The sequence below is a fragment of the Sphingomonas sp. GC_Shp_6 genome (genome assembly GCF_026540835.1).
Taxonomy (GTDB): Bacteria; Pseudomonadota; Alphaproteobacteria; order Sphingomonadales; family Sphingomonadaceae; genus Sphingomonas.
Window position 1 is genome coordinate 1 of record NZ_JALNUO010000023.1, and the last position, 26780, is coordinate 26780.

At 64.3% G+C, this 26780-nt stretch carries 18 protein-coding genes; 11 read left to right on the forward strand and 7 right to left on the reverse strand.

All coding sequences use genetic code 11. The features are described 5' to 3' along the window. Positions 1-266: HU family DNA-binding protein (locus OXQ95_RS17145; RefSeq protein WP_037533376.1), on the reverse strand; the 266-nt coding region annotated here is incomplete at its 3' end. 212 nt (positions 267-478) lie between these two features. Beyond that, positions 479-1021, reverse strand: a complete 543-nt coding sequence (locus OXQ95_RS17150) for a hypothetical protein (RefSeq protein WP_267382696.1) — start codon at positions 1019-1021, stop codon at positions 479-481. A gap of 204 nt (positions 1022-1225) precedes the next feature. Here OXQ95_RS17150 and OXQ95_RS17155 point away from each other — a divergent pair, with 204 nt between their 5' ends. The 4 genes from OXQ95_RS17155 (at position 1226) to OXQ95_RS17170 (ending at position 7240) form a co-directional block, all read left to right on the forward strand. Continuing rightward, positions 1226-1987, forward strand: a complete 762-nt coding sequence (locus OXQ95_RS17155) for a protein ImuA (protein WP_267382697.1) — start codon at positions 1226-1228, stop codon at positions 1985-1987. A 163-nt stretch (positions 1988-2150) separates the two neighbouring features. Then, a complete protein-coding gene (locus OXQ95_RS17160) occupies positions 2151-3686 on the forward strand; it encodes a DNA polymerase Y family protein (protein ID WP_267382699.1) in 1536 nt (511 codons plus the stop codon). Further along, on the forward strand, positions 3683-6949 hold the full coding sequence (locus OXQ95_RS17165; RefSeq protein WP_267382700.1) for an error-prone DNA polymerase: 3267 nt from the start codon (positions 3683-3685) through the stop codon (positions 6947-6949). The genes OXQ95_RS17160 and OXQ95_RS17165 overlap by 4 nt, the downstream gene beginning before the upstream one ends. Before the next feature lie 3 nt (positions 6950-6952). Continuing rightward, on the forward strand, positions 6953-7240 hold the full coding sequence (locus OXQ95_RS17170; protein WP_037533385.1) for a hypothetical protein: 288 nt from the start codon (positions 6953-6955) through the stop codon (positions 7238-7240). Between the two features lie 98 nt (positions 7241-7338). On the opposite strand, the gene OXQ95_RS17175 is transcribed toward OXQ95_RS17170, so the two are convergent. The 3 genes from OXQ95_RS17175 to OXQ95_RS17185 all read right to left on the reverse strand — a co-directional run bounded on the left by OXQ95_RS17175 (position 7339) and on the right by OXQ95_RS17185 (position 8226). Continuing rightward, positions 7339-7629 carry a DUF1488 family protein gene (locus tag OXQ95_RS17175; protein ID WP_121905614.1) on the reverse strand — a complete coding sequence of 97 codons (291 nt, stop codon included), beginning with the start codon at positions 7627-7629 and terminating at the stop codon, positions 7339-7341. A gap of 6 nt (positions 7630-7635) precedes the next feature. Next, positions 7636-7923: a hypothetical protein gene (locus OXQ95_RS17180; protein WP_121905615.1), complete on the reverse strand. Its 288-nt coding sequence runs from the start codon at positions 7921-7923 to the stop codon at positions 7636-7638. A gap of 96 nt (positions 7924-8019) precedes the next feature. Beyond that, a complete protein-coding gene (locus OXQ95_RS17185) occupies positions 8020-8226 on the reverse strand; it encodes a hypothetical protein (RefSeq protein ID WP_267382702.1) in 207 nt (68 codons plus the stop codon). Between the two features lie 286 nt (positions 8227-8512). Between OXQ95_RS17185 and OXQ95_RS17190 the strand changes: the two genes are divergently transcribed. From OXQ95_RS17190 to OXQ95_RS17210, 5 genes are all read left to right on the forward strand, one after another. Beyond that, on the forward strand, positions 8513-8845 hold the full coding sequence (locus OXQ95_RS17190) for a helix-turn-helix domain-containing protein (RefSeq protein WP_121905617.1): 333 nt from the start codon (positions 8513-8515) through the stop codon (positions 8843-8845). Continuing rightward, a complete protein-coding gene (locus OXQ95_RS17195) occupies positions 8842-10128 on the forward strand; it encodes a HipA domain-containing protein (RefSeq protein ID WP_267382703.1) in 1287 nt (428 codons plus the stop codon). Before OXQ95_RS17190 ends, OXQ95_RS17195 begins: the two co-directional genes overlap by 4 nt. 211 nt (positions 10129-10339) lie before the next feature. Beyond that, complete coding sequence (locus tag OXQ95_RS17200; RefSeq protein ID WP_267382704.1) at positions 10340-16630, forward strand: DEAD/DEAH box helicase; 6291 nt, start codon at positions 10340-10342, stop codon at positions 16628-16630. A 3-nt stretch (positions 16631-16633) separates the two neighbouring features. Next, positions 16634-18373 (forward strand): NERD domain-containing protein, encoded by a 1740-nt coding sequence (locus tag OXQ95_RS17205; protein ID WP_267382705.1) that lies wholly within the window; start codon positions 16634-16636, stop codon positions 18371-18373. Further along, positions 18366-19367, forward strand: coding sequence for a hypothetical protein (locus OXQ95_RS17210; protein WP_267382706.1), 1002 nt, complete (start codon positions 18366-18368; stop codon positions 19365-19367). The genes OXQ95_RS17205 and OXQ95_RS17210 overlap by 8 nt, the downstream gene beginning before the upstream one ends. Positions 19368-19370: 3 nt before the next feature. Here the strand turns inward: OXQ95_RS17210 and OXQ95_RS17215 are convergent, their stop codons facing one another. Both OXQ95_RS17215 and OXQ95_RS17220 read right to left on the reverse strand, forming a co-directional pair. Continuing rightward, positions 19371-22343 (reverse strand): SNF2-related protein, encoded by a 2973-nt coding sequence (locus tag OXQ95_RS17215; RefSeq protein ID WP_267382709.1) that lies wholly within the window; start codon positions 22341-22343, stop codon positions 19371-19373. Then, complete coding sequence (locus OXQ95_RS17220) at positions 22340-25381, reverse strand: hypothetical protein (RefSeq protein ID WP_267382711.1); 3042 nt, start codon at positions 25379-25381, stop codon at positions 22340-22342. Before OXQ95_RS17220 ends, OXQ95_RS17215 begins: the two co-directional genes overlap by 4 nt. Before the next feature lie 533 nt (positions 25382-25914). Here OXQ95_RS17220 and OXQ95_RS17225 point away from each other — a divergent pair. Further along, positions 25915-26241, forward strand: a complete 327-nt coding sequence (locus OXQ95_RS17225) for a DUF736 domain-containing protein (RefSeq protein WP_267382737.1) — start codon at positions 25915-25917, stop codon at positions 26239-26241. A gap of 255 nt (positions 26242-26496) precedes the next feature. Further along, entirely contained in the window at positions 26497-26751 is a 255-nt protein-coding gene (locus tag OXQ95_RS17230) for a hypothetical protein (protein WP_267382713.1), read from the forward strand. The last annotated feature ends 29 nt before the right edge of the window (positions 26752-26780 follow it).

Here is a 26780-nt window from a genome sequence, read left to right on the forward strand (position 1 = left end):
AGCTTGTCCTTCAGACCCTTGGCGGGTGTGAACGAGACCTTCTTCGATGCAGCGATCGTCATGGCCTCGCCGGTCGATGGATTGCGGCCCTGGCGCTCGGGACGATCCTTGACCGAGAACTTGCCGAAGCCGGCGATCGAGACTTCTTCGCCTTTTGCGGCCGCGCTTGCGATCTGGTCGAACACGGCGGCGATTGCGGCCTTGGCCTCTGCCTCGCTCGTGCCTGTCGTCCCAGCGACGCCCTTCGCCAGTTCACCGATGTTCATGTTACTTACTCTCCCTTGTGGATCTGGCCGGACCTTAGCCGTGCCGAGCGCCGATACAATGATGCTGCTCGACGATGCGAAGTCGCGGGCGCCCGTTCGATGGTCCGCAAACTGGCTAATCACGACATGGTCGAGGTGTATCAGCCCGGGTGCGGGTAGGGGGCGATCGCCGAGCTGGCGCCCGAGCCAACGCAAAGCCTTCGGCCGAGTTTCTACTGCGCGCTGCGCTCTCGCGTGACGCGCGGATCTTCATACAGGTCGCGGATCGCGCGCAGGCGAAAGACGTTCCACCAGCGCTGCCATCGATGCTCGACCGCATCGTGGATCATATGGCAACGCTGGCAGAGCGCCGCGAGATTGCCGGGCATGCTGTTGCCTGGATCGTGATCGAGATGCGCACAAGCCAGCACGACATAAGTCGTTCGTACCGACGCCAGACTGAAGCCGCCCTTGAGCGCGATCCGCTTGCCACGGCCGGAGCGCCAACACACGGCATCGGCATCCCACCAGCGACCATCGCCAAGATGTGCGACCCGACGCATATGCGGTCTCGAGCAGTGCTCGCAGCGCGCGCCGGCCCGATCGAACCGGATCACGTCCGACAGCTGGCGCCAGTCGATCGGGTAAAGCCAGCGGTTTTCAGGGCGGATCGGCATCTCGATTCTATGAGTCAGCCGATGGCAGAACGAAAGCGAAATCTTCTCGGTTTGTTTTTGGTCTGTTGTGTAACTGTTCCACGCGGTGCGTACCGTCAATTTTCGTGCCGAGGCTAGTGATCGTGCGCGGCGATACTGGCAACTCAATCGAAATCGCGCTGTAGAACTCGTGTTCGTTACGACTCCGTACCGTCCGGCCCTCGGCTGCGGTCAAGTGCAAAGACTCGATCCGGCCGACATAAATCCGTTGACCAAGCGTCGACGGTAACGGAACATAAAGCGAACACGTAGAGTCTAGCCACCATGTCAGCCGTCCTCGATTCGCTTCCCCAGAGCATCGCCCATCTTCGAAGCATCGCGATGCCGCTCGCCGATTACCGCGTCCTGCCGTTCGGGGTTGGCGGCCTGGACAATCGTCTGAACGGGGGAGGGCTTCGGGCTGGAGCGCTGCACGAGGTCGCCGCACGCACCTGTTCCCTGGTCGATGATGCGGCTGCCACGCTGTTCCTTGCCGGTGTCGCCGCGCGAGAAGCGCGGAACACTCGTGCCCCGGTGCTTTGGGCAAGCTGCCGGAACGATCTCTACGCCCCCGGCTTGGCGCAAGCCGGCTTGTCCTCGGCGAACGTGATCTACGCCCAGCCCAAGGACGACGCAGCACTTCTGGCGGTCGTCGAGGACGCGATCCGGGATGGTACGCCGGCAGCGGTGGTGGCCGAGGCGGCAAAGGTTTCGATGGTCGCCACGCGCCGCCTGCAGCTTGTCGCGGCGGAAGCCGACATTCCCGTACTGCTCCTGCGCCGCTGGCGGGGCCGATCGCAAGACCCGCTCGGCGAGCCCTCCGCTGCCTGGACGCGCTGGCGGGTCGCCAGCGCCCCGTCGCAGCGGCTCGCGGTTGCCGGGGTGGGACGCGCCCGTTGGTCGGTCGAGCTGGCGCGCCAACGCACCGGCGGGTCCTTCTCATTGATCGTGGAGGGGTGCGATGAGACGGGTTGTCTCGCTGTTCCTGCCGCACTTGGCCATCGAGCGGCTGAGACGGCTGGACCGGCACGCCACGCCGCGGCCTGAGCGGTTAGCGCTCCCGCTTCCGGTCGACGACGAACCGGGTGAATGTTCTGTCCCCAGGGGTGGCGGATGGCGGCCGGGTGCGCGCTGGGCGCGGGCGCAGTCGCCTACCAAGGCCGAAATTGCCGGCAAGATAGCGGCGCTTCCGGCGCATGCGAAGCCGCCTATGCGCGAACTCGGACGGCGATCGGAAGCCGCGAGCCATCCGTACAAGAGCCAGTCGGTCACCCGACCGGCCATGATCGTGACACGGCCCGCAACCGCTCATTCTCCGCTGGCGCTTGTCGGCAAGGTCGGGCGGCGTGAGGAAGTCGTGGCGGCGTGCGCTGCGGCGGCCTCGCTCGGTATCCATGTCGGAATGGCCGCGACCCATGCCCGCGCTCTGGTGTCCGATCTCGACTTCCGGCCCGCCCAGCCAGAGGCGGACGCGGTCCTGCTCGACCGTCTCGCGCTGCTTGCCGTTCGGCGTTGGTCGCCCATTGCGGCCGCGACGCCGACCGATGGCCTGTGGCTTGACCTCGCCGGCTGCGATCACCTCTACGGGGGAGAAGAGCGCTTTTGCCGACGCCTGCGCGCCTTCTGCCAGCGCGCCGGGTTTACCGCGCGCGTTGCGGTCGCCGACACGCCGGGCGCTGCGCACGCGCTTGCAAGGTACGGCCGGGAAGATCTGATGATCGTGCCCGCGGGGGGGACGATACGAGCGATATCGCCGCTACCGATCGCCGCCTTGCGGCTGACCGGCACGGCGCTCAGCGCGGCCAAGCGGTTCGGCTTCGAAACCATCGCAGACCTTTTGCCGGTCGCGCGCGGCCCGCTCGCGCGGCGGCTGGGCCTGCCCGCCATCACCCGGCTCGATCAGGCGCTCGGCGGCGTGGCGGAGCCGATAACGCCGCGCGAAGATGTCACGGTTCCAGCCGTCGAGCGCCGCCTGCTCGAGCCGATCGGCACGGCCGAGGCGATCGCGCAGGTCATGGAGGACCTGCTCGGCGATTTGGCCGAGGTACTGCAGGCGAGGGGGCTTGGTGCGCGGTCGATCCGCCTGACGGGGCTGTGTGTCGATGGAACCGAACAGGTGGTTGCGGTCGGGACATCGCGGCCGACACGTGATGTCTCCCATCTCTTGCGCCTCATGAAACTCAGGATCGAGCGCATCGATCCCGGACTGGGGCTTGAGCAGTTCCTGCTGGTGGCACCGCATACCGAGCCGCTCGATGCAGTGGATCTCGGCGCAGTGCTAGCTGGCGAGGTTCTGGTGCGCGATCCCGCGCGCCTCGTCGATGTCGTCGCCGGCCGCATCGGCCCGAATGCGGTCTATCGGATCGCGCCGATCCCGAGCCATGTACCCGAGCGAGCGGTCGCGCGCGCCGACCCGGTCGAGATGCCGGCAGGGTGGCCGACATGGCGGCGGCCGGTTCGGCTCTTCGCCAGGCCAGAGCCCTTATGGGGCGTCATTGCGCTGCTGCCCGACCAACCGCCGCGGCGCTTCGAGTGGCGTGGCGAAGCGCACAAGGTCGTCGCCGGCGATGGCCCCGAGCGGATCCACGGCGAATGGTGGCGCCGCGACGCCGAGACCTGGGCGGTTCGGGACTATTACCGCGTCGAGGATGAGGCAGGCGGCCGTTTCTGGGTATTCCGGCGCGGCGACGGCACACATGATGATACCGGCGATCTCAGCTGGTGGATCCACGGCGTGTTCGCATGAGCGCGCCCTATGTCGAGCTTCAGGTGCTCACCCATTTCTCGCTGCTGCGCGGCGCGTCGAGCCCCGACGAGCTGTTCGCGGCGGCGGCAGTGCTCGGGTATTCCGCGATTGGGATCAGCGACATCGGTACGGTGGCGGGCGTCGTGCGCGCCTGGGAGGCGCAAAAGGCGACCGACGTCCGCTCGATCGCGGGTACGCGTGTCGATCTCTCCTGCGGGCGCCGCCTGATCCTTTATCCGACCGATCGCCCCGCCTGGTCACGGATCACGCGGCTCCTGACCGTCGGGAAGAAGCGGGCGGGGAAGGGGGGCTGCCTGCTGCACTGGCACGACCTTGAGCCATGGTCGGAGGGAATCATCGCTATCCTGCTACCGGACGAGGCGGATCAGGCGAACCTTGCGGCACTTGCCGACCTGAAGACGGTTTACGGCCGACGCGGGTACATGGCGCTGTTCCAGCGCCGGCGGCCGGACGACGCCGTCCGTATCGATGCGCTGGCTAGGCAGGCTGGCGGCGCCGGCGTCCGCGCGGTCGCAACCGGCGACGTCCTCTACCATGCGCCCGAAGCCCGCCTTCTGCAGGACGTGGTTACGGCCGTGCGCGAGAAGTGCACCGTTGATGAGCTCGGCTACCGCCGTGAGATCAACGCCGATCGCGCGCTCAAATCACCGGAGGAAATGGTCCGGCGCTTTCGTGATTATCCCGATGCGCTGCGCGCCAGCGTCGATATTGCCCGGGCCTGTACCTTCGATCTTGGTGAGCTGGCCTATCAATATCCCCACGAGCGGCTGATCGATGGCCTGAGTGCGCAGGACGCGCTGCAGAAGCTGGCGACCGAGGCGGTCGAGCGGATGTTCGATGGCAACGTGCCGGCTGCCTATACCGACCAGATCGGCCACGAGATGCGGTTGATCGGCGAGCTCGGTTACGCGCCCTATTTCCTCACCGTCTATGCGATCGTGCGCGAAGCACGCCGCCGCGGCATCCTGTGCCAAGGGCGTGGCTCGGCCGCGAACTCGTGCGTGTGCTTCGTGCTAGGCGTCACCTCGATCGATCCGATCAAGCACGAGCTTCTCTTCGAACGCTTCGTGTCGGGCGAGCGGCGCGAACCACCCGACATCGACGTCGACTTCGAGCATGAGCGCCGCGAAGAGATCATCCAGTGGATCTATGAAACCTACGGGCGTGATCGATCCGCGTTGACCGCGGTCGTCCAGCGCTACCGCGCGCGCGGTGCGGTGCGCGATGTCGGCAAGGCGTTGGGGTTGCCCGAAGACCTGACGTCCTCGCTGGCGGGGCTGGTGTGGGGCTGGTCCGCCGAAGGCGTGGGTGAGAAGCAGGTCGAGGAACTCAACCTCGATATCGGCGATCGGCGGCTCCGCTTGACCCTGGAACTGGCCCGCAAGTTGATCGGCGTGCCCCGCCACATGAGCCAGCACCCGGGCGGGTTCGTCCTGACGCATGACCGGCTCGACGATCTCGTGCCGATCGAGCCGGCAGCGATGGAAGATCGCCAGATCATCGAGTGGGACAAGGACGACATCGATGCGCTGAAGTTCATGAAGGTCGACGTGCTCGGCCTCGGCATGCTCGGGTGCATGAATCGCGCCTTCAACATGCTCGAGCACGACAAGGGCATCCGCGTCGGCCTGGCCGACCTCCAGGACGACGATCCGGCGGTGTACGCGATGATCCAGAAGGCCGACACGCTCGGCACCTTCCAGATCGAGAGCCGCGCGCAGATGTCGATGCTGCCGCGGATGAAGCCACGCCGGTTCTACGATCTCGTGATCCAGGTCGCGATCGTCCGACCCGGGCCGATCCAAGGCGACATGGTTCATCCCTATCTTCGTCGGCGCGAGGGGCTGGAGAAGCCCGAATATCCCCGGCCGGAGCTCCGCGCGGTGCTGGAGAAGACGCTCGGCGTTCCACTATTCCAGGAACAGGCGATGAAGGTCGCGATCGTGGGTGCGGGCTTCACGCCTGCCGAGGCTGATCAGCTGCGCCGCGCCATGGCGACGTTCAAGGTCACCGGCGGCGTATCGCACTTCTCGGAGAAGCTCGTCGAGGGCATGGTCGCGCGCGGTTATCCGCGCGACTTCGCAGAACGCACCTTCCGCCAGCTGGAAGGCTTCGGCTCCTATGGCTTTCCGGAGAGCCACGCGGCGAGCTTCGCCAAGATTTCCTACGCCTCGAGCTGGATGAAGCATCACCATCCCGACGTCTTCTGCGCGTCGCTCATGAACGCCCAGCCGATGGGATTTTATGCGCCCGCGCAGATCGTGCGCGACGCCCAGGCGCACGATGTCCAGGTCCGGCCCCCGTGCATCAACGCGAGCCGCTGGGACTGCACGTTGGAGCCGACAGGCGGCCGCTACCTCGCGGTGCGGCTCGGGCTTCGCCAAGTGCGCGGGCTGTCGAACGCCGACGGTGCCGCGATCGTAGGCGCACGCAGCACGACGCTGTTCGATTCCATCGAGGACGTGTGGCGTCGATCCGGCGTCCAGCGTGCCGCGATCGAAAAGCTGGCGGATGCCGATGCGTTTCACGCCTTCGGCGCGGATCGGCGGCAGGGCCTGTGGAAGGTGAGGGGCCTTGGCGAGGCGCCGCTGCCGCTGTTCGCGGCTGCGGATCGCGCGGCGGAAACGATCAGCGCCGAAGGGATCGAACCGTTAGTAGACCTCCGACCGCTGACGGACGGTCGCGAGGTGATCGAGGATTACCGCTCGCTGCAGCTGTCGCTGCGGGCGCATCCGCTGACGTTCGTTCGGGGTGAGCTGGCCAGGCGTGGCGTGACCAAATGCGCGGAACTCGCGAACATCCGGGATGGCCGGCACGTCGAGGTCGCCGGGATCATCCTGGTCCGCCAGAAGCCCGGCTCGGCCAAGGGCGTGTTGTTCATCACGATCGAGGACGAAACCGGGATCGCGAACGGCATCCTGTGGCCGGATCGGTTCGAGCGGCAACGCCGCACGATCATGTCCGCGTCTATGATCGGCATGAAGGGCAGGGTGCAGAAAGAGGGCGAGGTGATCCACGTCATCTGCGACCGGATCATCGACCATGGTGACCTGCTGCACCGCGTGGGCGAGATGTCGTTCCCCCATCGAACCGGCCGCGGCGATGGGGCCAAGCATGCCGGATCGCCTGACCGGGGTGACGCGGGTTGGAAGCCGGAGCCGCGCAACTGCTACTGGCCGCCGCACGCCGAGGGCATGGACCCCGAGGACGCAGTTCGCTTCAAATCGCATGACTTTCGTTGAGCGATGGCAAAGCTTGCTCGCCACCAGCGCGTCGTCATTGCGCTATCGGTCCATATCCTGCGGAGCGGCGTCGCCCGCTGCTCGGACACGCGCGTGGACGGCGTGGAGGTTCGATTGGCGCTTCGGTGCCTGCTACCGCATTGCCCGGAGCGTTGGCCGCTTGAGCTCTACTGGGATGCGGCGCGTCAGGAAAATGAGATTGGCAGGGCGCAGGGTGTGACCGCCGCGTTCAACGGCATTGTCCGTCAGCTGCGCCGCGCAGGCCGATATGAGGAAGTGCTGGATCAGTGAGAAAGCGTGCCGCCCGCATCCTTGGCTGAGGCACCTCGGGGATGGTGCCCGTCGGATGCCATGGATCGATCCAGCTGGCGCTTCCTTCCGCCACGGCTTCAGCCCTCTACGTCGGCTGCGGTCAGCAGGATCGGGGGCTCCCCGCCGAGCCGCTTGACGAATTCGCGCTGTGCTATGCGGTGAATGTCGCTCTCGAACTCGATGAAGACCTCGAGGGCAGTTTCGGAATCGAGCGTATCGCGATCGGGATCGAGGAGCTGCGTCAGAGCCTCGCTGGTGATGAGGAATTCGACGACTCCTAAGTTGGTGGTACCCGTGAAGCCGACGCTCTCGCGTTCGGCAACCCAGTAATAGTCCCCCATCTCGAAACGGACGCTGGGATTGGCCATGCCGGCTTACTCCTCGGTTGGGCTGGAAGCCGGCAGGTGCTCCGCCAGTGCTGCGATACCCTCACCGGTAAAGGTCGTGCTGGAGGCGCCCTCGATCTGGACAGGATGCTCTACCGTCAGGACGGCCGCGGCTTGATGCTCGGGGTCCAATCCGCGCCAATCGCGAACTGCTCGCGCGAGGTTGGTGACTTCAGCGACGTCGCTATCGCCGCGCGGGACGTTTTCGAGCGACGCGCTCATCCGCCAGTTGATCTCGGGGGTCTTTGCGCTTTCACCCCAGGTCGCTTCTGTCATGATCGTCTACTTTCCCGCGCCTGGTTCTTGGCGCAATTTCGAATGTAGCCCGACAGGGCGCGTCCGTGCCAGTCCGAAGCCCACAATGCTCGAGCTTCAAGGGCCGCGAGGGGTGACTGCGATGATATCGAGCTTTCGCAGGGCTCGTGCCATGCGTTTGGCATCGAGCAGCCCGATGCCTTGTGCGCGAAAGGCGCTGGCGAGCTGTCGCTCGGTCAGTGGCGCCGACACCTGATCGAGAACGGCAAGCGCTGCTGCGCGCACCTCAGGGGGTGCAGCCTTCAGGGCGTCTAGGGCTTTCATTCTGCCTCGTGAAGGTTGCTCGGTCTGATCGGTAGACCAACGACATAGCCCCGTGCCATGCGACTTGCACGTGCCCCGCCCCGCGGTGCCAGCCACCCGAAGAGCAAGCCGCTACGGCCAACGCTCTGTGTGAGATTGCCGTGTCTGCCGATGTCGCTCGAGCAGACACCCACATCCGCCCTGTAGGATCCGGGCATCGCATCTCGAAATCGCCATCTCGACTGTTAACTTAAGGTCGTTTATAACGCACCGTATTAGCCCGATGGGCGCTTATATGAGACGCTAAATGCGATCCACCATCGCTGATACCCTTCCGCCCCGCGTGCGGCGCAGCTTGACGAAGCTCGGCGCCGATATCGCTCTGGCGCGCAAAAAGCGCAGCCTCACGGTGGTTATGATGGCCGAACGGATCGGTGTAGCCAAGAGCACGTATCTGAAACTGGAGAAAGGCGATCCCACCGTCGCGCTGGGCACGTACGCCATGACCTTCTTCGTTCTGGGTTTCGGCGAAAGCCTCGGAGAGATCCTCGACGCCAGGAACGACGAGCAGGGTCTGTTGCTCGACGTGGAGCGCATGCCCCAGCGGGTCCGCAGACCAAAGCCGCCGGTTTCGCTGTGAGGCGCACGATCGGCATCCAGATCGGCGACGAAGCCCGCGGCGTCGGGTTGCTGCACTACAATCAGCAGGGGAGCCGCGAGAGCGCAGGCTTCGAATATGATGCCGGCTGGCTGGCCGAGCCCGACCGCTTCGCCCTTGAGCCCGCGCTACCGCTAGTCGCCGGCCCGCAGTTTCACCGCAAGGTGGGCACTGGCTCTGTCTTCCACGCCGCCATCGCCGATACCGAACCGGACGGATGGGGAAAGCGCGTCATCCAGCGCGACCATGCCAAGCGGCGGCAGGACGCCCGCCGCCGCGGCGAGGAGGTCGATCCTCGGGCACTGAATGGCCTCGATTATCTGTTGGCGGTCGATGACGTCAGCCGGGTGGGCGCACTACGTCTTGTCGACGAACAGGGGGTTGCCCAGCGGGCGACCGAGGATGGTCGCCGCACTACGCCGCCGTTGATCGAATTGGGCCACCTCCTGGCCGCCAGTCGGGCGGTTGAAACGAACACCGAAACCGCAGCGGACCTTGCCTATCTACGCGGTCGCGGCACGTCGCTCGGCGGACTCCGCCCCAAATGCACTGTTGTCGATGACGAAGGGCGCCTGTCGATCGGCAAGTTTCCAAGCGTCGCCGACGAGCGCTCGGTTACGCGAGGGGAGGTGCTGGCGATGCGGCTAGCCCGTCGCGCCGGGATCGACGCCGCCGACGCCCGGCTGATCGACAGCGATGGCGACGCGATCGCGCTGATCCGTCGGTTTGATCGCCCCGCGGGGGGCGGGCGGCTCATGTACGTCTCGGCCGCGACGATGATCGGGGCGGAGCCTGGCGACGCGCAGGAGCATGCCTATACCGAGATCGTCGATGCGCTTCGTGTGAACGGGAGCGCTCCGACCGCCGACATCGAGGAGCTATGGCGCAGGATCGCCTTTTCGATCCTCATCACCAACGTCGACGATCATCTGATGAACCACGGTTTCCTGCACGTGGACCGTGGCCTATGGCGGCTGGCGCCAGCGTTCGATATCAATCCCTTCCCCGAGCGACTTCGCGAGCTAAAGACTTGGGTCTCTGAAGAAGTCGGGCCTGAAGCGACGATCGAAGCCCTGATGTCAGTGCTGCCGTACTTCCGCATCACCCCGCAACGCGCGAAGGAGATGCTGGCGCAGGTCGTCCACGCCGTTGCGAGTTGGCAGGATGAGGGGCGTGCGCTCGGCATGACCAGTGCCGACCTCGACAGCTTCGCCGATGCTTTCGAACACGGCGAGCGCGCTGCGGCCCGAGCAACACTTGCGTGAAGTAGCGCTCGACGTCCCGAACTGCAGCCATCAGAAAAAATCCGATGATACGCCTGTTCACACCGCCGATTGGCAGCTTGGCAAGCCGTACGGGCGCTTCGACGGTGACGTGCGCGCTGCTTTCCTTAAAAACGCAGCTGGTTGTTGCATCGCGCGCAGCGCTATGGCCTTACGGCCCAACAGGTAGCCGCATGCCTGACTTGGGGGCTGGATGTTTAGCGAACTTGGAAACCTTCATCGGGCGTTAAGCGCCTATATTGAGGCGACATACCATATCTCACACCCGAGCCTGGTCGATTTGCGGCGCTCGATACTCGATCAGCCGGGCACGATCTCACAGCGCGCCTACATCGAAAGCACGCCAATCTATCAAGGCGACAAGAAGTTCGCTGACCTCGCCATACCCCGGCAAGCGCAGGATTTCCTGACGCTTCTCGGCACAAAAACCGGCGGGCGCCTTGTCTTCGATCCGCCCTATCCGCACCAGGCAGAGGCGCTCGAGATCATCGCCGATCCTACAGGTCGATGTTTGCTGGCCACCACCGGAACCGGCTCAGGCAAGACCGAGACGTTCCTGCTTCCGATTCTCATGAAACTCGCCGATGAAGCGGCGACCAAGTCCGGGCAATTCTCACAGCGTGCCGTGCGGTCGATCATCCTATATCCGATGAACGCGTTGGTGAACGATCAGTTGGGCCGTTTGCGCCGCCTCCTAGGCGCGCCTTCGGTCCGGGAATGGTTTACCGAACAGGCTGGCCGACCTGCGAAGTTCGCGCGCTACACAGGCCGGTCGCTATATCCTGGCCAGCGTACCGAGGACCGAAACAAGCGACGCCTGAAGAGTCTCAATTTCTATCGCGACCTGGAACGGGATGCACAGACCGACGAAGGCGTTGCCGCTCAGATCGCTCAGTTGCGCTCGCTGGGACGATGGCCTGCCAAGCCGGGCGACGCCGATGGCGAGAATGGCATGACCAAGTGGCTAGGCAGCGGCAAACGCTGGCTCGGGCCGGACCAGAAGTTTCAGCGAGCTATCGAGCGACCCGAGGATCCGGAACTGCTGCTGCGTCATGAGGTGCAGGATCAGCCGCCCGACCTGCTCATCACCAATTATTCGATGCTCGAATATATGCTCTTGCGGCCGATCGAGCGCTCAATCTTCGAGCGGACGCGAGCCTACTTCGAGAACAATCCCAACGAGCGTTTGCTGTTCGTCCTCGACGAAGCCCATCTCTACCGAGGCGCCAGCGGCACCGAGGTGGCGTTGCTGATCCGGCGCCTGCGCAATCGTCTGGGCCTCACGCCAGATCGAATGCAGGTCATCGCGACCAGCGCGTCTTTTTCGGATGGCGAAGCAGCACAGCAGTTCATCGGCAGTCTGGTCGGGCGCGATGTCGATATGATCGAGGTGTTGCGCGGCAAGAAGCACGCGCGCTTACCTTCGGCCGGCGGTGACCTTCCGCTTGCTACCGCGCTGGCGGCTTGCCGCACCGAGCAATTGAAGGATGTCAATCCCGCCGCAAGGATTGACGCGCTCGCTCCCTTGTTGAGGTTTCGGCAGGACACCCTCTCCACGCAGCGCTTGGTCGTTGCATCGGCGACCCCCAAGACGGTCACGGTGACGGTCAGCGGCGTCGATGCTTCGCTGGCGCCCATCAGTGAGACGGTCTCGGTCAAACCGCACGGTTCAGTCGAAACTGCCTATGAATATCTGGCGCTGACCGAGGTCGCTGCTCCAGATGGGGTTAGCATCGGTCGCTCTGCCGATCGGCCCGACATCAGCATCGCAAATGGCGAGGCAGTCGTGCATCGCGACGGATTGCAGCGCGCGGTCCACGCCGCCCTTCAGGGCCTTTCCGTAATCGGTCGGCTGGTCAACCTGACGGGTGGCGCGACCGCCGAAAGCGACGCGATGACCGCAGAGCCGAAAGCACCGATCGCTCTCGATGCAATGGGAGCCTTGCTCTTCGAAGGCGAGTTCGCGCCGAAGATCAGGGCAGAAGCGACCGATGCGCTGTTGGAGCTTGCATCCTACGCCAAGGCTGAGCCCGATGGACAGCCACTGCTCGCGGCACGTGTCCACGCGCTGTTTCGCGGACTTCCGGGGCTGTGGGGCTGCGCCGACGAAACCTGCAGCCACATTCCCGAGGGAATCGATCCCGGTCCGACGGGAATGCTCTATTCCCAATCTACACGCGAGTGCGGCTGCCGCGCCCGCGTCTTCGAGGTTCACACCTGTCGCGATTGCGGCGTTGCCTACTTCAACGCTTTCGCACTCAACCCCAGCCAGCCCGATTTCCTCTGGGCCGAGGATATCGGCGATATCGACGATATGGACGGTGTCGTCCGCCCGGTACAAATCCTGCTGGAGGACCCGGGCTTCGACGCCGACAAATATTGTACGAGCAGCTTTCTCGATCCGCTTACCGGTCGTGTCGGGTCCAAGTCACCCGACGCGCGCGAAATCTGGCTGCCGCGGCCGGCGAAAGATGTCGAACCTGGGCATTTCGAGAAATGTCCGCACTGCGAGGCCAATGGATCGCAGATCATGGATCACCAGACCAAGGGCGACGAGCCCTTCCAGGAACTGATCAGCGTCCAGTTGCTCGATCAGCCAGCCCGCGTCGAAGCAACTTCGCCGCTCAAGGGCCGCAAGTCGCTGATCTTTTCCGATGGTCGCCAGGCGGCATCGCGACTATCTGGCAAGCTCAAGAACTTCTCGCTTCAGGACAGCATCCGGCCACTGCTGCTGGCGGGCTTGCGTATGCTGGAGGAGCGATTCGGAGAGCCGGTGCCGCTCGGCTACGCCTATCCAGCAATCCTTTTTGCGTGCGCGAAGTTCGACGTTAACTTCCGCTTGCCGGGGGCAGAGCATGAGGAATTCGCGCGCGACCTGCGCAAGCTCCATGGGTTCATCCGCGACGACGGCGACTACACGGAGTTTCGCGATCTCGCGGCGACGCTGAACAAGACCCATGTGAAGTCGGTCCGGGCGCCTCTCGCCCGCGTTCTTGCCAACCGCCACACCGGCCTGTTGCCGTTGGCGCTCGCCGCCCCTGAGGCCGTGCTGACCGACAACCAACTTAAGCGGCTGAAGGCGCTGCCGGTGCCGCCGGCAGGTTCGGGTACCGACGACGAAAAGCGTCGCGCCTTGCTCGACCTATGGCTCAGCCTCTCTTTTTCTGCTGGGTCGGTCCTTGTCGAAGGCACGCCCAGCGAATGGATCGACTCCAAAGATGGGCCGGCGCTCACGCGGAGCAACGGACGATATACGACGGTGCTGGAAAAGCTGCTGACCGTGAAGTGGCACCGTGCCCAGTTCGGTGCGAACGCGAGGCCGGATGCGAGTTGGATAGACTTTCTCGCCACGACCTTCGCCCAGAATCACAATGCGCAGGGCTTCTTCGTCAACGCCGCCAAGGTCCGCCTCAAGCCGGAATGCGCGGTCGACTGGCGGCGCTGCGGCCATTGCACGCTGGCACAACCAGCAAACGCCATCATGGGCGTAACCTGCGTCAAATGTGGTAAGGATACAGATTCCCTGGACCCGAGGCAGGACACGGTCTTTCGCACGCGCAAATATCTCTATCGCAAGCTGGTCGAGCGGCTCGAGGCCGAAGGCCATCAGGGCTATGTGCCTTATCCTTTCGTAGCCGAAGAACACACCGCCCAGCTCAACGACGCCGGTCAGGATCAGGCCTTCTCGCGCGCCGAATGGTATGAATTGCGCTTTCAAGATCTCGACGTACCAGGACCGCGCGGCGAGCGGGCCGGCGCGGTCGATGTGCTCAGTTGCACCACGACGATGGAAGTCGGCATCGATATCGGCAGTCTGACCGCCGTCGCTCTTCGGAACGTTCCGCCCGGCCGAGCCAACTATCAGCAGCGCGCGGGCCGCGCGGGACGGCGCGGCTCTTCGCTGTCGACCGTTCTGACCTTCGCCGGCTCGGACAGCCACGATCAGCGCTTTTTCGCCGACCCGCAGGCTATGGTGGGCGGGCCGGTTCCCGATCCGGTGCTTAACCTCGACAATCGCGAGATTGTTCAGCGCCATGCGTTCGCACTGATCCTTTCGCTGTTTCAGCAGGATCGGGTCGAGACGCCTCCCACCGATGGTGATGCCCAGGCGTCGAACATCTTCGAGTCGCTCGGCAAGCTGGCCGAGTTCCGCGACCCCGATGCCAGAGGCTTCACCTTTGCCGGCCTCACGGCATGGCTCTCGTCCAACGCCAGCCTGATCGATGACGCTTTGCGCGATGTCATTCCGCCCGATGCGATCGAAGGCGATCCGGACGCCTTCTTTACCAGCGTTCCGCAAAAGCTGCTCGTCGCGTTGGAATCTGTCGGTGCCGGCACCGGCGACGTCGCGTTGGCGCCGACCGATCCGGTGGTTGTCGCCGAGGAGGGCCCGGCCTTCGATTTCGGTATCGAAGACTATGGTGGCGATGCCGACCTGTTCGACACGCCCGCAGAAGACACGCCGGCTGAGGAAGCGCATGAAACCGGCGAAATCAATCCCGAGGCGCCGCTCAAACCGCAGAACCTTCTCGACCGGCTGTTCAGCAAGGCGGTTCTACCGCGCTATGCCTTCCCTACCGACGTCGTGTCCTTCACTGTCTTCGATCCGTCGAGCACTGCCTATCGTGCGGAGATTGCCTATTCGCCGCAGGCGGGCCTGACCCAGGCGCTCAGCCAATATGCCCCGGGGCGCGAAGTCTGGGTCGATGGCCGCAAGTTTCGCTCGATGGCCATATACTCCGGTTTTCAAAAAGACCGCATCAACGCCTATCGCGCGCAGCGCCTCTACTACGAGTGCGGACGCTGCGGCTATGCGAAGCTCGAAGACATCGATGACGCCCACCATCGCGGCGACACTGAGGATTGCCCGGCGTGCAAGAAGAAGGCGGGCATGGGGCCGGCCGAGCGCTGGATCGTCCCCGTCGGGTTTGCGCACCCGCACGACGAAGCCGTCGAGCTGGCCGGCGATGAAACGCCGCTCCCGACACGCCCGACCCGAGCGAAGCTCAGCGCTCCGCAGTTCGAGCAACAGAATGAACTGGGCAAACTCGATCGCCTCGATGGCAGCGGATTCGCCGCATGGGCGTCAAAGCAGACGCTAATGGTGACCAATCTCGGGGTGCGCAAACCTGGCGCCACTGAGACCGGCTTCCTCTATTGCCCAGCCTGCGGCCGCACCGAACCGACGGGATGGGCGGAGGGGAAGCTCGCCGGCAGCAAGCCGCATCAGCGGCCCTATCCCGACCATGGCAAGCAGCCCGAACTGTGCGACGGTCGCGGTCGCGCGATCGTTCTCGGACATGAGTTCCTGACCGACATCGCCCTGTTCTCGTTCAAGCTCGCGCCCGAACTCCACGTGCCCGCCGGATCGACCGCCGGACGCATTGTGCTGACAACGATAGCCGAAGCCTTGAGCATTGCGGCCGCCGGCCTGCTCGACGTTGATGCCGCCGATATCGGCGGCGGCCATCGCGCCGCGCTCAATGAAGGCGGCGCGCGCGGCAGCGAGGTCGAGGTCTTTCTCTATGACACCGCGCCGGGCGGTGCCGGGTTTGTTCGTGCAGCTGCGCGCGATCCCGGCGAACTGCTCAGGCTCGCGCTCGAATTGCTGGAGGGGTGCACATGCTCCTCCTCCTGCTATGCCTGCCTCAGGTCGCACAAGAACCGCTGGGATCATGCCGATCTCGACCGTCATCTCGGTGCGACCTTCTTGAGGCACATTCTTTATGGCGAGCGGCCGTGGGTACCGGACGTCGTCGAGGACCGGCTCCTCGACCTGCTCGCTACCGACCTTAAGGACAAAGGCGAGACAGTCGAGCGCCTGCAGGCCGGGGAACTGCGCCTGCCCGATTTCGGCGGACGGACTCTTGTCATCAGCCATCCCCTCATCCGCGAGCAGCCGGGTTCGCAACGTGCTCACGCGCGCGGCCGCAACGCTTCCGACCGCTATCTTGATCAACTGCTGGTCGACCGCGCCTTGCCCGCCGCGATCCTGCAGGCGCTCGATGCCTCGTCAGGATCGGTTAGCGACGAGCCACCTTTCGCCTGGGCCGATGCTGGCGTTCCGGTCTACCGCTCGCTGTCCGCCCTCGCCGGGTCTGGCGACGATCTGCCCGCAACGCAGGAACATGCCGATGTCCCTGATGCGCCGGAGGGCAGCTTCATCGTGAGGCTCGATGTCGAGACGATGGAGAATGCTAAATTAGGCGACGCGCGCCCCTTTGCGCGCTGCACCTGGCATGTATTCTCCCGGGCAAACGCGCCAACCAAGCTGCCGATGCTGATCCGGCGCACCGACGACAAATCATTCCAAGCGTCGTCGAGCGAGGTCACGTTCGGGATTGTCGGTTCGAGCATGAAGGACAGCGGCATGGAGCGCTACCGCGTCGTCTATGGCTCGCTGCGCCCGACCGCGCGGGCCGAACAGGTCAATGCCGATGTCATCGAGTTTCTCGGCACCTTCCATAAAGTGCTGGGAGCCTGAACCATGGCCATCATGATCCCCGATGTCGCACCCGACCAGATCATCCACGGCTCCGAGCGCGACGTCTATATCGCGCTGCGCGACCAACTGCCCGACGCCTACCGGGTGGTGCATTCGCTACCTTGGCTGCGCCCCAATCGCGATGATGCCGACGCCCCCTTGCGCGAAGGGGAGGCAGATTTCGTCATCTTCCATCCCGACTATGGGCTGCTCGTGCTGGAGGTAAAGGGCGGCGAGGAGATGTTCGCGCGCGGCCATCAATGGTTCCGCAGGCTGCCCAAGCGCGACAAGCCGATCACCAATCCGTTCGAACAGGCGCGCCGCAACATGCACGCGCTGACCGACGCGATCGAGGAGCGCACCGGCGGCAGGCTCAAGTCGAATAAATATGTCTACGGCTACGCTGTCGTCTTCCCGCACGGGCGCGCGAGCGGCGGGCTACCGCTCGATGTCGCTGACCAGATTCTGATCGATGTCGACCGCATGCCTGAACTGGAGCGGATGGTAGAAAAGGCGTTCAACGCCTTCCCACAGAAGGTCGGTAAACTCCAACGCAGCGAATTCATTGAAATGCTCGATGTGCTGCTGCCGCGCTTCCAGATCATGCGGCCGCTTTCGCCGCAGATCGCGGCCGGTCGCGAAAAGTTGCTCGAACTGACTGACAACCAGGCCCTCGCGTTCCGCGGCCTGTTCGCCAACCCGCAACTGCTCATTGAAGGCGTTGCCGGTTCGGGAAAGACCCTGCTCGCGGTCGAACGTGCGTTGGCCTTCGCGCGCCAAGGCATTCGATGCCTTTTTGTTTGCTACAATAAGGAATTGGCGCAGTGGATTCGCGAGCAGCTTGCCGCCGATCCTGATCGCGCGGAAGTGGCCAAGCTGGTCGATGTCTACCATTTCCACGCACTGGCGGCCGAACTCGCAGGCGAGGCCGGGCTGCCGTTCGAAATTCCGTCGTCGCCGGCCGAGCAAAGGCAATTCTGGGACGAGGAAGCCGCAACCACATTAGAAGCGGCCAGCGCCAGCCTCTTCGCTATGGAAGAGCCATGCTACGGCGCGCTCGTCGTGGACGAGGCGCAGGATTTTGCGGAACTGTGGTGGTACGCCCTGTTCCCGCTGGTCCAGAACGGCGACAAGGGCCTGATTTTCGTCTTCATGGACTTGGCGCAGAGCCTGCGCGAGCAAGCGAGCCCACCACCATTCGATTTTCCAGCGCGCTACGCGCTCAACATCAATTGCCGCAACACCAAGCGCATTGCCCGGATGAGCGCCCAACTTGTGGCGCTGGAAACGCTGTCGCCAGCCGGTGCGCCGATCGGGGTCGACGTGCGGATGCTGCGCGCGGCGGTGCCGGCCCAACAGGCCGGCCTTGTCGCGAGCGAACTGCGCCGCCTGCTCGAAACGGAGAAGCTGTTACCCAAACAGATCGTACTGATCGGCCCTGCCGCCAAGGATCGCGGGAGCCTCAAGGGCCTGAGCGAGGTCGCAGGCACTCGCATCGTCACCTCGGCCGCCGACTGGCGCACCGGCAAAGGCGTGCTGTGCTCGACCGCCCGATCGTTCAAAGGGCTCGAGGCCGATGTCGTCATTGTCTACGATCTCGCCGCGTTGAGCCCAGGTTTCAGGCCGGCCGATCTATATGTCGCGTGCAGCCGCGCACGGCATGTGCTGATCCTCATCACCCATGACGAGCGCATCCGCAGCGTGCTCGAGCAGGCCGATGTGGCGAGTCGCACCGATGCTTGAAGCGCTTACGCCAGAAAGCCTGCGCAGTCGGCTGGGGTTTGCCGCCCATGCCGATGGCGGACCGGCGATTGGTTCGGTAGCTGATGCAGGCCGAGGCTGCGTGCGCGCGTGGCAATCGCCGGCACGTGCCCGAGTGACAGCCTATCTGCATCGTCAATTCCTCGCAGCCGGCTTTGCCGAAGACCTGGTTCGCGCCCGTGTTGGCGACGTCCTCGATGCGTTAATTGAAGTCGGTGACCTGACCCCGGTTCGTCTGAGCGGCAAGGCAAGTCTCGTTCTGTCGCGCCCGCAATGGGTTAGCATCGCTCCAGACGACTATGCTTTTCTCGGGCATGACGATGCGGAGACGCCGACGCCGACGCTGCGTTCGACACATGGCTATGTACGGCGCGGGGCGGCGCCCGCCGAGCATGCGGCCTCGATCGACTTAGCCGCCTTTATCGGCCCGCCTGGCTATCGGCGCCATCTTGTGCGGCGGACCGGCGGCACGGGCGATGGCGCGCTTGCCGAGTTCTGGGCGACCTTGACCGCGTCGCTGCGCCATGACGGACAACCCCTCGATGCGGGCCAATTGCGTGCAGTGGTCGATCCACCGGGGACACATGAAGGGCGGTTCGGACGTTACAACCAGCCTGCCGTGTCTGGCAGATGGAAGACGGCGGCGCCCGATGGGACATGGTGTGCGGTGCGGCCGGGACGTAGCGCGAATGAATGGCATCCGATCCTTATTCTGGTCACAGGGACGGAAGTTCAGTCGCTCGATCTGTTCGATTGGGACGAGTGGAACTGGGCGCTACTGGCGCGTGGCCGTGCGATTGGCGCGCCCGAGCGCGCAACTTGGGAGGCAGGGACTCTGTCTTTTGAACATCCAATACCGGCGCAATTCCAACGGGCGCTTCGCCTGCTGGGCGCGCCGGGGGCCTGGGCGTGGACGTGGGATGTGACCGAGAGCGCAAACGCTGCCCTGTCGCAGTGGCGAGATACAACACTCTGACGCCTATTCGAGCGTCATCACCATGAACTTATACTCGTCGTAGCGCGCTTCCTCGAGCGCATCGGACACACCATCGAGGCGCGACAGGCGGACATCGCGCGCAAGGATCGCCATGTCTCGGGCATTGCGGATGGCGCGGTATCGACTACGGGCGAAACCCTGTTCGCTCGTTTCCATTCCCTGCGCGGTGGCGTCGTCGAGCACTGCCTGTCGTGCCGCGATCGCATCCTCGGCCTCGCTGGCGATGAGGTAGCGCCGGCTCGCGATGCGTTGCTTGAGGTCCGGGCATTCGGCGAGCGAATGCTGATGGCGTCTGGCGAATTCCTGTAACAGCATCGCCCCACCGGCACCCTGCGCGGCTTTGATGTCTGCAGGCAAGGGTATGCGCTGGCCGGTCGAAAGGACGATCTTTTCGCCCCGCGCCGCGACGTCCCACGGCGTGAAGAGGGCATCGGCAGTCGCCTGGTCAGCGAGCGTCCAGACGCCACGCTCATGGCGCGCAGCCAGCACATCCAACCGCGAGGTGAAAAGGCTGTTCAGCCAGCGACGATCGGCCCGCAGATCCTCTTCCATCACTTGGATCGCGTCCCAGAAGGGTTTCTGCTCCTGCCGTGTTCGCGACTCCTGGAGGAGCGCGACGATCTGGCTCCGGTCGAGTTCCGCGAAATGACGATCGCCCGGCACCCAGCCTAGGATTGCTACCAAGTAGCTCCCGCGACCCGCTTCGGTAGCCAGCGCGTGGCCTTCGGGGAGCCGGATCTTCAGGCATGACGGCGCGGCCTTGCCGATCTTGGTCCATTCGCTGACCAGCGCGTCGTGGAGCGGATCGCCATGGTCGAGGAAATTGAGCGGGGTCGCCGAATTCTCGTCGAGATAAACTGTCGGGATCGGCGGCGACTCCAGCGAACGCCGGCTATCAAGATAGGCGTAGCGCTGGCCATCGCGCGGATCGAGGCCCGGCAGCGGGAAGCGTGGCTCCGCCGGACCCGTCGCATAGGGCGAGCGATAATAATGCAGCATACGGAAGGTGCGTGCGGGCTCGTCGGAATCCTTGCCTTTCCAGATCCGCAGCCCGTTCGCGCGGCCGATCAGGCGCATCCATCCGCGCAAGCCCGTCTCGATCCGAACGATCGCGCGGCGCGCCGTCGACTGTTCCAGCAACGGACCGAGCGCACCGGTGCGGTCGAATTGTTCAGCGAGGGTTCGCGCGCGCGCCGTTGTCCAAGGCAGTGCGCCCGACAGCGGCGTGACCAGTGCATCGCCATTGTCGTTGGCGATATCGCGCGCTTCCTGAGACAGCGCCTGCCAATTGACGGTGTGCGGCGTGAGCGCGGCATCGACGATATGCTGGCCGACGACGTTGATCTCGTCGCCGTCGAGCCGAATGCTACGCTTGAAGATGGCGAAGTCGTCGAGCACGGACACTACCCGCTCGTCGACCTGTCCGCGCTGATAGATTGCGTAGATATCGATCGTGCGTTCGCCAGGCTGGTCGGTGAGCGCCGCGCTACCGAGCCGATCTAACCGGCCGATCCACTGTTCGACAGCCACTGGCGACCAAGGCATGCTGAAGAAGATCAGTTTGCGCGCATGCTGGAGGTTAAGGCCAACTTGCGCGACATCGGCGGCGATGAGCAATTGGTCGTCGCCATCAACAAATCCGCCGATACCATCGTCATACTCTTCGAACAGGTCGACCAGATCGGCGGTGGCGGAGGCATCGCGATTGCGGTTGACCGCGAGCGACAGCGGCCGGCGCTTGCCCTGCGGGCCGATGGCCGGCAGGAATTGCGGAATCATCCTCTCAAGATAGTCGACCGTCGGATTATCTTCCGCGACGATGAGCACGGCCTCGTCCGGATTATCGTTCCAGATATCGACCAGCAGATCGATCGTCGCTTCGACGCGGCTGTCGCCATTGGCGGCTTCGAGATGCTTGACCGCCGCCGCAAGGAAACCTTGCGGGTCGCGCTGATCGCGTCCGCGCAGAATGTTGATGCGCTCGCTCAGCGCACGCGGCGAGCGCAACGCCACTTGGCCGAGGCGAGCAAGGTCGGTCGACGCAGCGCTGCGACCCGCATGGCCGATGAACTGCCACACCTGCTCCTGCCGCGCGACTTCGTCGGCGGTCGGCTCGATCGCAATGCGGTGGAGCGCGCGCTGCGGCAGTAGATCGGGATAGTCGCGCCGATTGGCGTGAGTGACGCGGCGCAAGATGCTGTGTGCCATCGCGGCGGCGGACGCCTGCCCACGTTCGGGCGGCGGCAACAGCCCAGCAGCGCCCCAGTCAGCGGACGCTCCCTCCCTAAGCAATTCAGCGGCTCCGGCCTCACGCTCGCGAAGTGTCGTCTCGGGTGTCCCCGAGGTCCGCGCAGCCATCGCCATCCGTTCAGGCTCGAGAATCGTGAGCAATTGCCGGAAGGCCTCGACATCCTCCAGCTTCGGCGTCGCCGACAGCAACAGCAATTGGCGGAAGTCGCCAGCGACATCGGCGATGCGCTGTCGGGCATTGGCCTGGAGCCGGTGCAACTCATCAACCACCAGCAGATCGTAGATACTGGAATCGATCTCGGTGACCGAGCCCAACTGGTCATAATAAGCGAGCCGGACATGCGCGCCTTCCTCTTCTTCTTCGGGCGCGCGGCCGAGGGGGGTGAAATGCCCGCGCGTCTGACACTCGATCAGCCATTGCGGAGCGATATTGTCGGGCACGAGGATCAGCGCGCGGTGCCGCGGATTCTGCAGCCGGAGCGCATTGAGGATCATCAGCGTCTGGACGGTTTTGCCCAGACCCACTTCATCGGCGATCAGGTGTCGGATGCGGCTGTCCGAGAGGATCCGCTGCACATTGGCCAATTGGTGGGGATAGGGGGCCGCGGCAACGCCGGTGGCGCCGCCAAGCCCCGCCACCTCGCGCTCGGTCCGGCGGCGAACCGCCTGCACTCCCAGACAAGTGTCGAGATAGGGATCGCTCATCCGCTCCCCCACGTCGCGCCGGCGCGAAGGGCCGCGTAGCGGATGGCTCGGGCTGAGAAACCATCGGCGAGCAATCGCTCGGTTGCAGCCTTCCATGACAGCCGCGCCGCAACTGCCGGCCTGGCGAACAGCCAATAGGCCGACTCGACAAGGTCGCGGTTCCAGTTGCGGGCGTGATGTGCTGGCCGATTCTTCACGATCCAGTCGTGGAGCAGATCAACCACGTCGTCTGGGAGCATGGATTCAAAATCTGCGAGGCTGAGCATGTCGCCCGCATCTAGCGGGCGCAGCAGATCGACCAGCCCAATCAGCGCCGCCTCACTCGCCGCCGCGCGCAGCGCACGATCCCAATTCTCGCTGACTTCGCCCACATCGATGTCGTCATCAGGATTGAACGGGCAGTCGTCGCCGACAGACTCGATGTCCTCGCACAGCAAGGCGTAGCCGTCGTTGAACAGTTCATCGAGCGCGATCGCGAGATCCTCGTCGATCGGCTCGCGGCTTGTCTCCAGGCTGATCGGCAAGGCGCGCGCTTCGATCTGGCGCGCCAGGATTCGGTCGAGCAAGGCCCGCTGCGCGCGCGACAGGCCCACATCGCAATAGCCGATCGAAAGGCGCGCGCAGGCGCTCAGGAATGCGCTGACGAAGGTCCGCCCACGCCGCTCGGCCAGAGCCGCTTCCTGCTCCGCCCATGGGTCGCCGCACAATTGCTCGACCATCCAGCCTTCGAGCTGGCGCACGATTTGGCCGCGGCGAAACTGCGTCACCGGATGGTCGACGCCCGCGGCGGCCCAGCCGATCAGAGCATCAACGACACTACGTCCATCGGCTGCCTTGTCACAGGCACCCTCGAACTGGCGCAGTAGACGCTCGGGTTTGCGTGCGACCGGTGCCTCGCCTCCGCGCCATATCCGCGGTCCGACGCAAAATCCGCCGGTCTGCAGCGGCCGATCATGGCCGGCACGCAGCAGGCGGATATCTTCGCCCGTTGTCGTGCCGTCGGTGGCGGCCAGCGCGAGTGGGCGGTCCGGGCTAGCGGCATAGACCGCAAGGTTTCCAGTCTCGTCACTGGCAGTAAGATGTCCGTCAGCCTGCCTGATCCAGGCAAAGGGTGCGGTAACCTGTTCGAACGCGAACGAGGCTTCGAGCAGCCCGGTGACCGCGACCCGGAGTTCGGCCCGCCGCGCGCTAAGCAGGCGTTCCACGGTGTCGCTGTCGATCAGATGGTCCCAGATGGCATGGTCGCCCGCGAGCCGGCATGGCGTATCAGGTAGGATGTCGCGCACCCGCCCGACCTCGCGCCCATCGCAGTGGAGGGTCATTTCAAGCTCGGCTTCCTGCACGATTGCGGCGCTATCGAAGCGCAAAGTGATTTGCCGATCGGCGAGATCAACAGTCGCACCGCTACCGGCATCGATATCGACGGTGAGGAGGGCAATGTCATCTTGCGCGGCTATGACCTCGAACGCCTGTTCCTCGCCGGCGCCGTAGCGCAGGCGGTAGACGCCAAGCTCGGACGCGGTGAAGCCGGCGAGCAGGCTTCCTGTCCCGGACAAAGCTGATTGCTTGCCATCAGGGGTGGTCAGGCGGATGTCGCAAGTGCCATCCGGTCTGCTCAATCCGAACGCGATGAAGCTGCCGGCATAAAAGCGGCGGATCGGGCGGTGCTGCTCGCTCTCGGCATCGCCAAGCCAGGCAAAGCGGCTGGTTTGCCGCACCGCGAAGCCGAGAGCGGTTAGCCACGTCTGGTTCGCCGGATCAGCTGCGTCGAGCCGATAGGCCCTGAGCCCTGCGACGCTGCCAAGGTGGTCGGCATTGCCGGGCGCAGCCGGTCCGGCGCCGACCAGCACGATGCAGTGTCCGCTGTCGGCAATCCCACCCGAACTGCGTTGCAGCGCGTCACCGTCGTCGGCAAAGTCGGAAAATAGCAAGGGCGCGTGCGTCGCGACCCGCAGGCTGCCAAGGAAAACCTTGGCGTCCTGGGCGATCGGCAGTGCTGCGATGTCGTGCAGCAGCGGCACATCCGGCGCCGGTAGGGCATCGACCTGCAGCGGCAGTGGATAATCGCTGAAGAGGTTGCGTCCCGGAACCGGGCGGCTGTCGCCCCAGAGAGAGGCGCGCCAACGCAGGGCGTCGAGCGCGCTTCGCGCGGAGTCGCGCGCGGCCTGCTCCATTTGCGGGATCTTGAGCGCAAGCCCGAGCCGCTGTTCGACCAGGCGCAGGATCAATGGCGCGAAGCGTGGTTCGATCTCGGCGCGCCGGCGCGCGCGCTGCTTGGGCTGGGCTTCAAGTGCCTTCTGTCGTTTACGCGCCTCGCGCAGCGCCGCCTTGGCGGTTTCGTCGCGCGCGAGATCGGCCGCGATGCGCTGAAGCGCGGAACTGGCGATGCCATGCTCACCGCTAGGCTGGAGAAATTGCCGAATGACCGCCGCGGCTGTATAGTGGTCTTCAAGCCATCCGATCAGTCGCACACCCCCCGCCAATTGCGCGCGGTTGCGGATCGGCGCGAGTAGGGCGGCATCGCTCGCGCTGAGATCGAGATGTCCGCGGACGTCGCGCAAGGCCCGCGCCAGCGGCCGATGCAGTTCGATCGGGAGGATCGCATGAAGTACCGGCCAGGCAATATGGCAGAAGGCAAGGTTCCACGGGCTGTCAGGCGGCTGAGCCAAGCCCAACTTGCTTACCCATCGCCGGAACAAGGTCGATAGGGCCGCGCGATCCCCATGCGAGACCACTTGCAGTTGTTGGGCAAAGATCGGCCAGAAGTCAGTACCTGTGCCGCGATAGACATAGCCAATTTCGGTTGCGGCGACGAGGAGGGGCAGCGGACGCGTATCCCACCACCCCGCCTCGATGCGGTGGCGTGCGAGCGACGCCCGCACAGATTCCATGAGCGATGAAAGCTCCGGGTAACCGAGCTCATGTTCGAGAAGATAGTAAGGTGTGTCAGAGCGCGCAGCGCGTAATTCACGGAAATGCACGGTCAGCGATGCGTGCAGCCGCTCGATTACAACGTCGCTATCGATTGCCCCCCCCATTTCTCATCCGATTGAACATGTTGCCCCAACGCATGTTGCCCCGCCAATTTGCCGATGAAAACTAAAACTTTCGAAAATTTGTCTGGCAGTGCGTTCAGATGGGACTGGCCTGGGTCTCGCGATACCGGCGGCTAGGCCAGGAGCGCAAAGGTCGATCCTGTGCTTTGATGCCGCGCTGACTGGGGGGCGAGCAACTCGCTAGGGTGGTTCAAATGCCTCCCTATCGCCGCTTTTTTTGGTCACTGCAGCCCGACTTATTGGCCATAATCTCCAGGTTGATCCCGCGGCACACGGCCTCTTTCGATTGGCGTTCTGGCCGAGATCGGCTTCGCCTCGAACGCTTGTACGCGCAACGGCTATGTTGGGGTTTTCTTCCCCTGGCGCAAAGCGCCATTCCTCGCGCAACAAGAAAATCCCGTCTCCGCCGTCCTTCGCTGGCGCTGCGGGGCTTCGCCTGCGCGCGCGTTCGTCCCGGCCTGATCGACGCCATCGAGGCCGCGATGGTCGCGGGTTCGATTATCTGGAGACGCAAAATGGCAAGCATCGGCACATTCATCAAGAACGCTGACGGCTCTTACATCGGCGAGATCGTCACGCTCTCGGTCCAAGCCAAGAACGTCCGAATCACGCCCGACGAAAACCAGACCGGCGAAAACGCAGCCACTCATGTGGTCACGGTGGGGCGCGCCGAAATCGGCGCCGGCTGGGTCGAAACGTCGAATGAGGGCCGTCGCTATCTCAGCTTGGAGTTCGACGATCCGAGCTTCATCGCTCCGATCTACGCCAATCTGTTCGAGGACGCAGATGGGAAAACCCACTCGCTGATCTGGTCGCGCTCTAACCGGCGTAACGCTGACTAATACGAAAGGCCGCGCCTGCAGGGCGCGGCCTATCACCGCCGCGTCGATAGGCGACGCGAAGGTTCCAGTATTCCCCAACCATGCAGATACCGCATCCAGCGGCTGCCCAACCTCGGCCGAACGATCACGGTTCTCGATTGATGATCGGGAACTTGGCAAATTGGTCACATCATCCCTGGCAGAAGGAGAATGAGGCTGGAATGCACCATTGTTGACGTTATAGATATCGGAACAGAAAGAGATCGGAACACCATGATGGCTACTGCCCCGGCGCTGGAATTCAAGAACGAGAGCGATCTCGTATTCACTGACATCTCGAGCGAGGCCTGGCGTGAGTACCAGTTCGACTCCGGCGCGACCGTGCGGATCGAAAACCCCGCTAGGCTCAACGTCAGTGAGAGCGGCGGACACCGAATTTTCGATGGTCAGGGTCTTTCGCATTACGTCCCTAAGGGCTGGATCCATCTTGTGTGGGAGCCAAAGCCTGGCGAGCCAAATTTCGTCCGCTAAGCGCAGACGCGCCTGACCAAGCAAGGGGG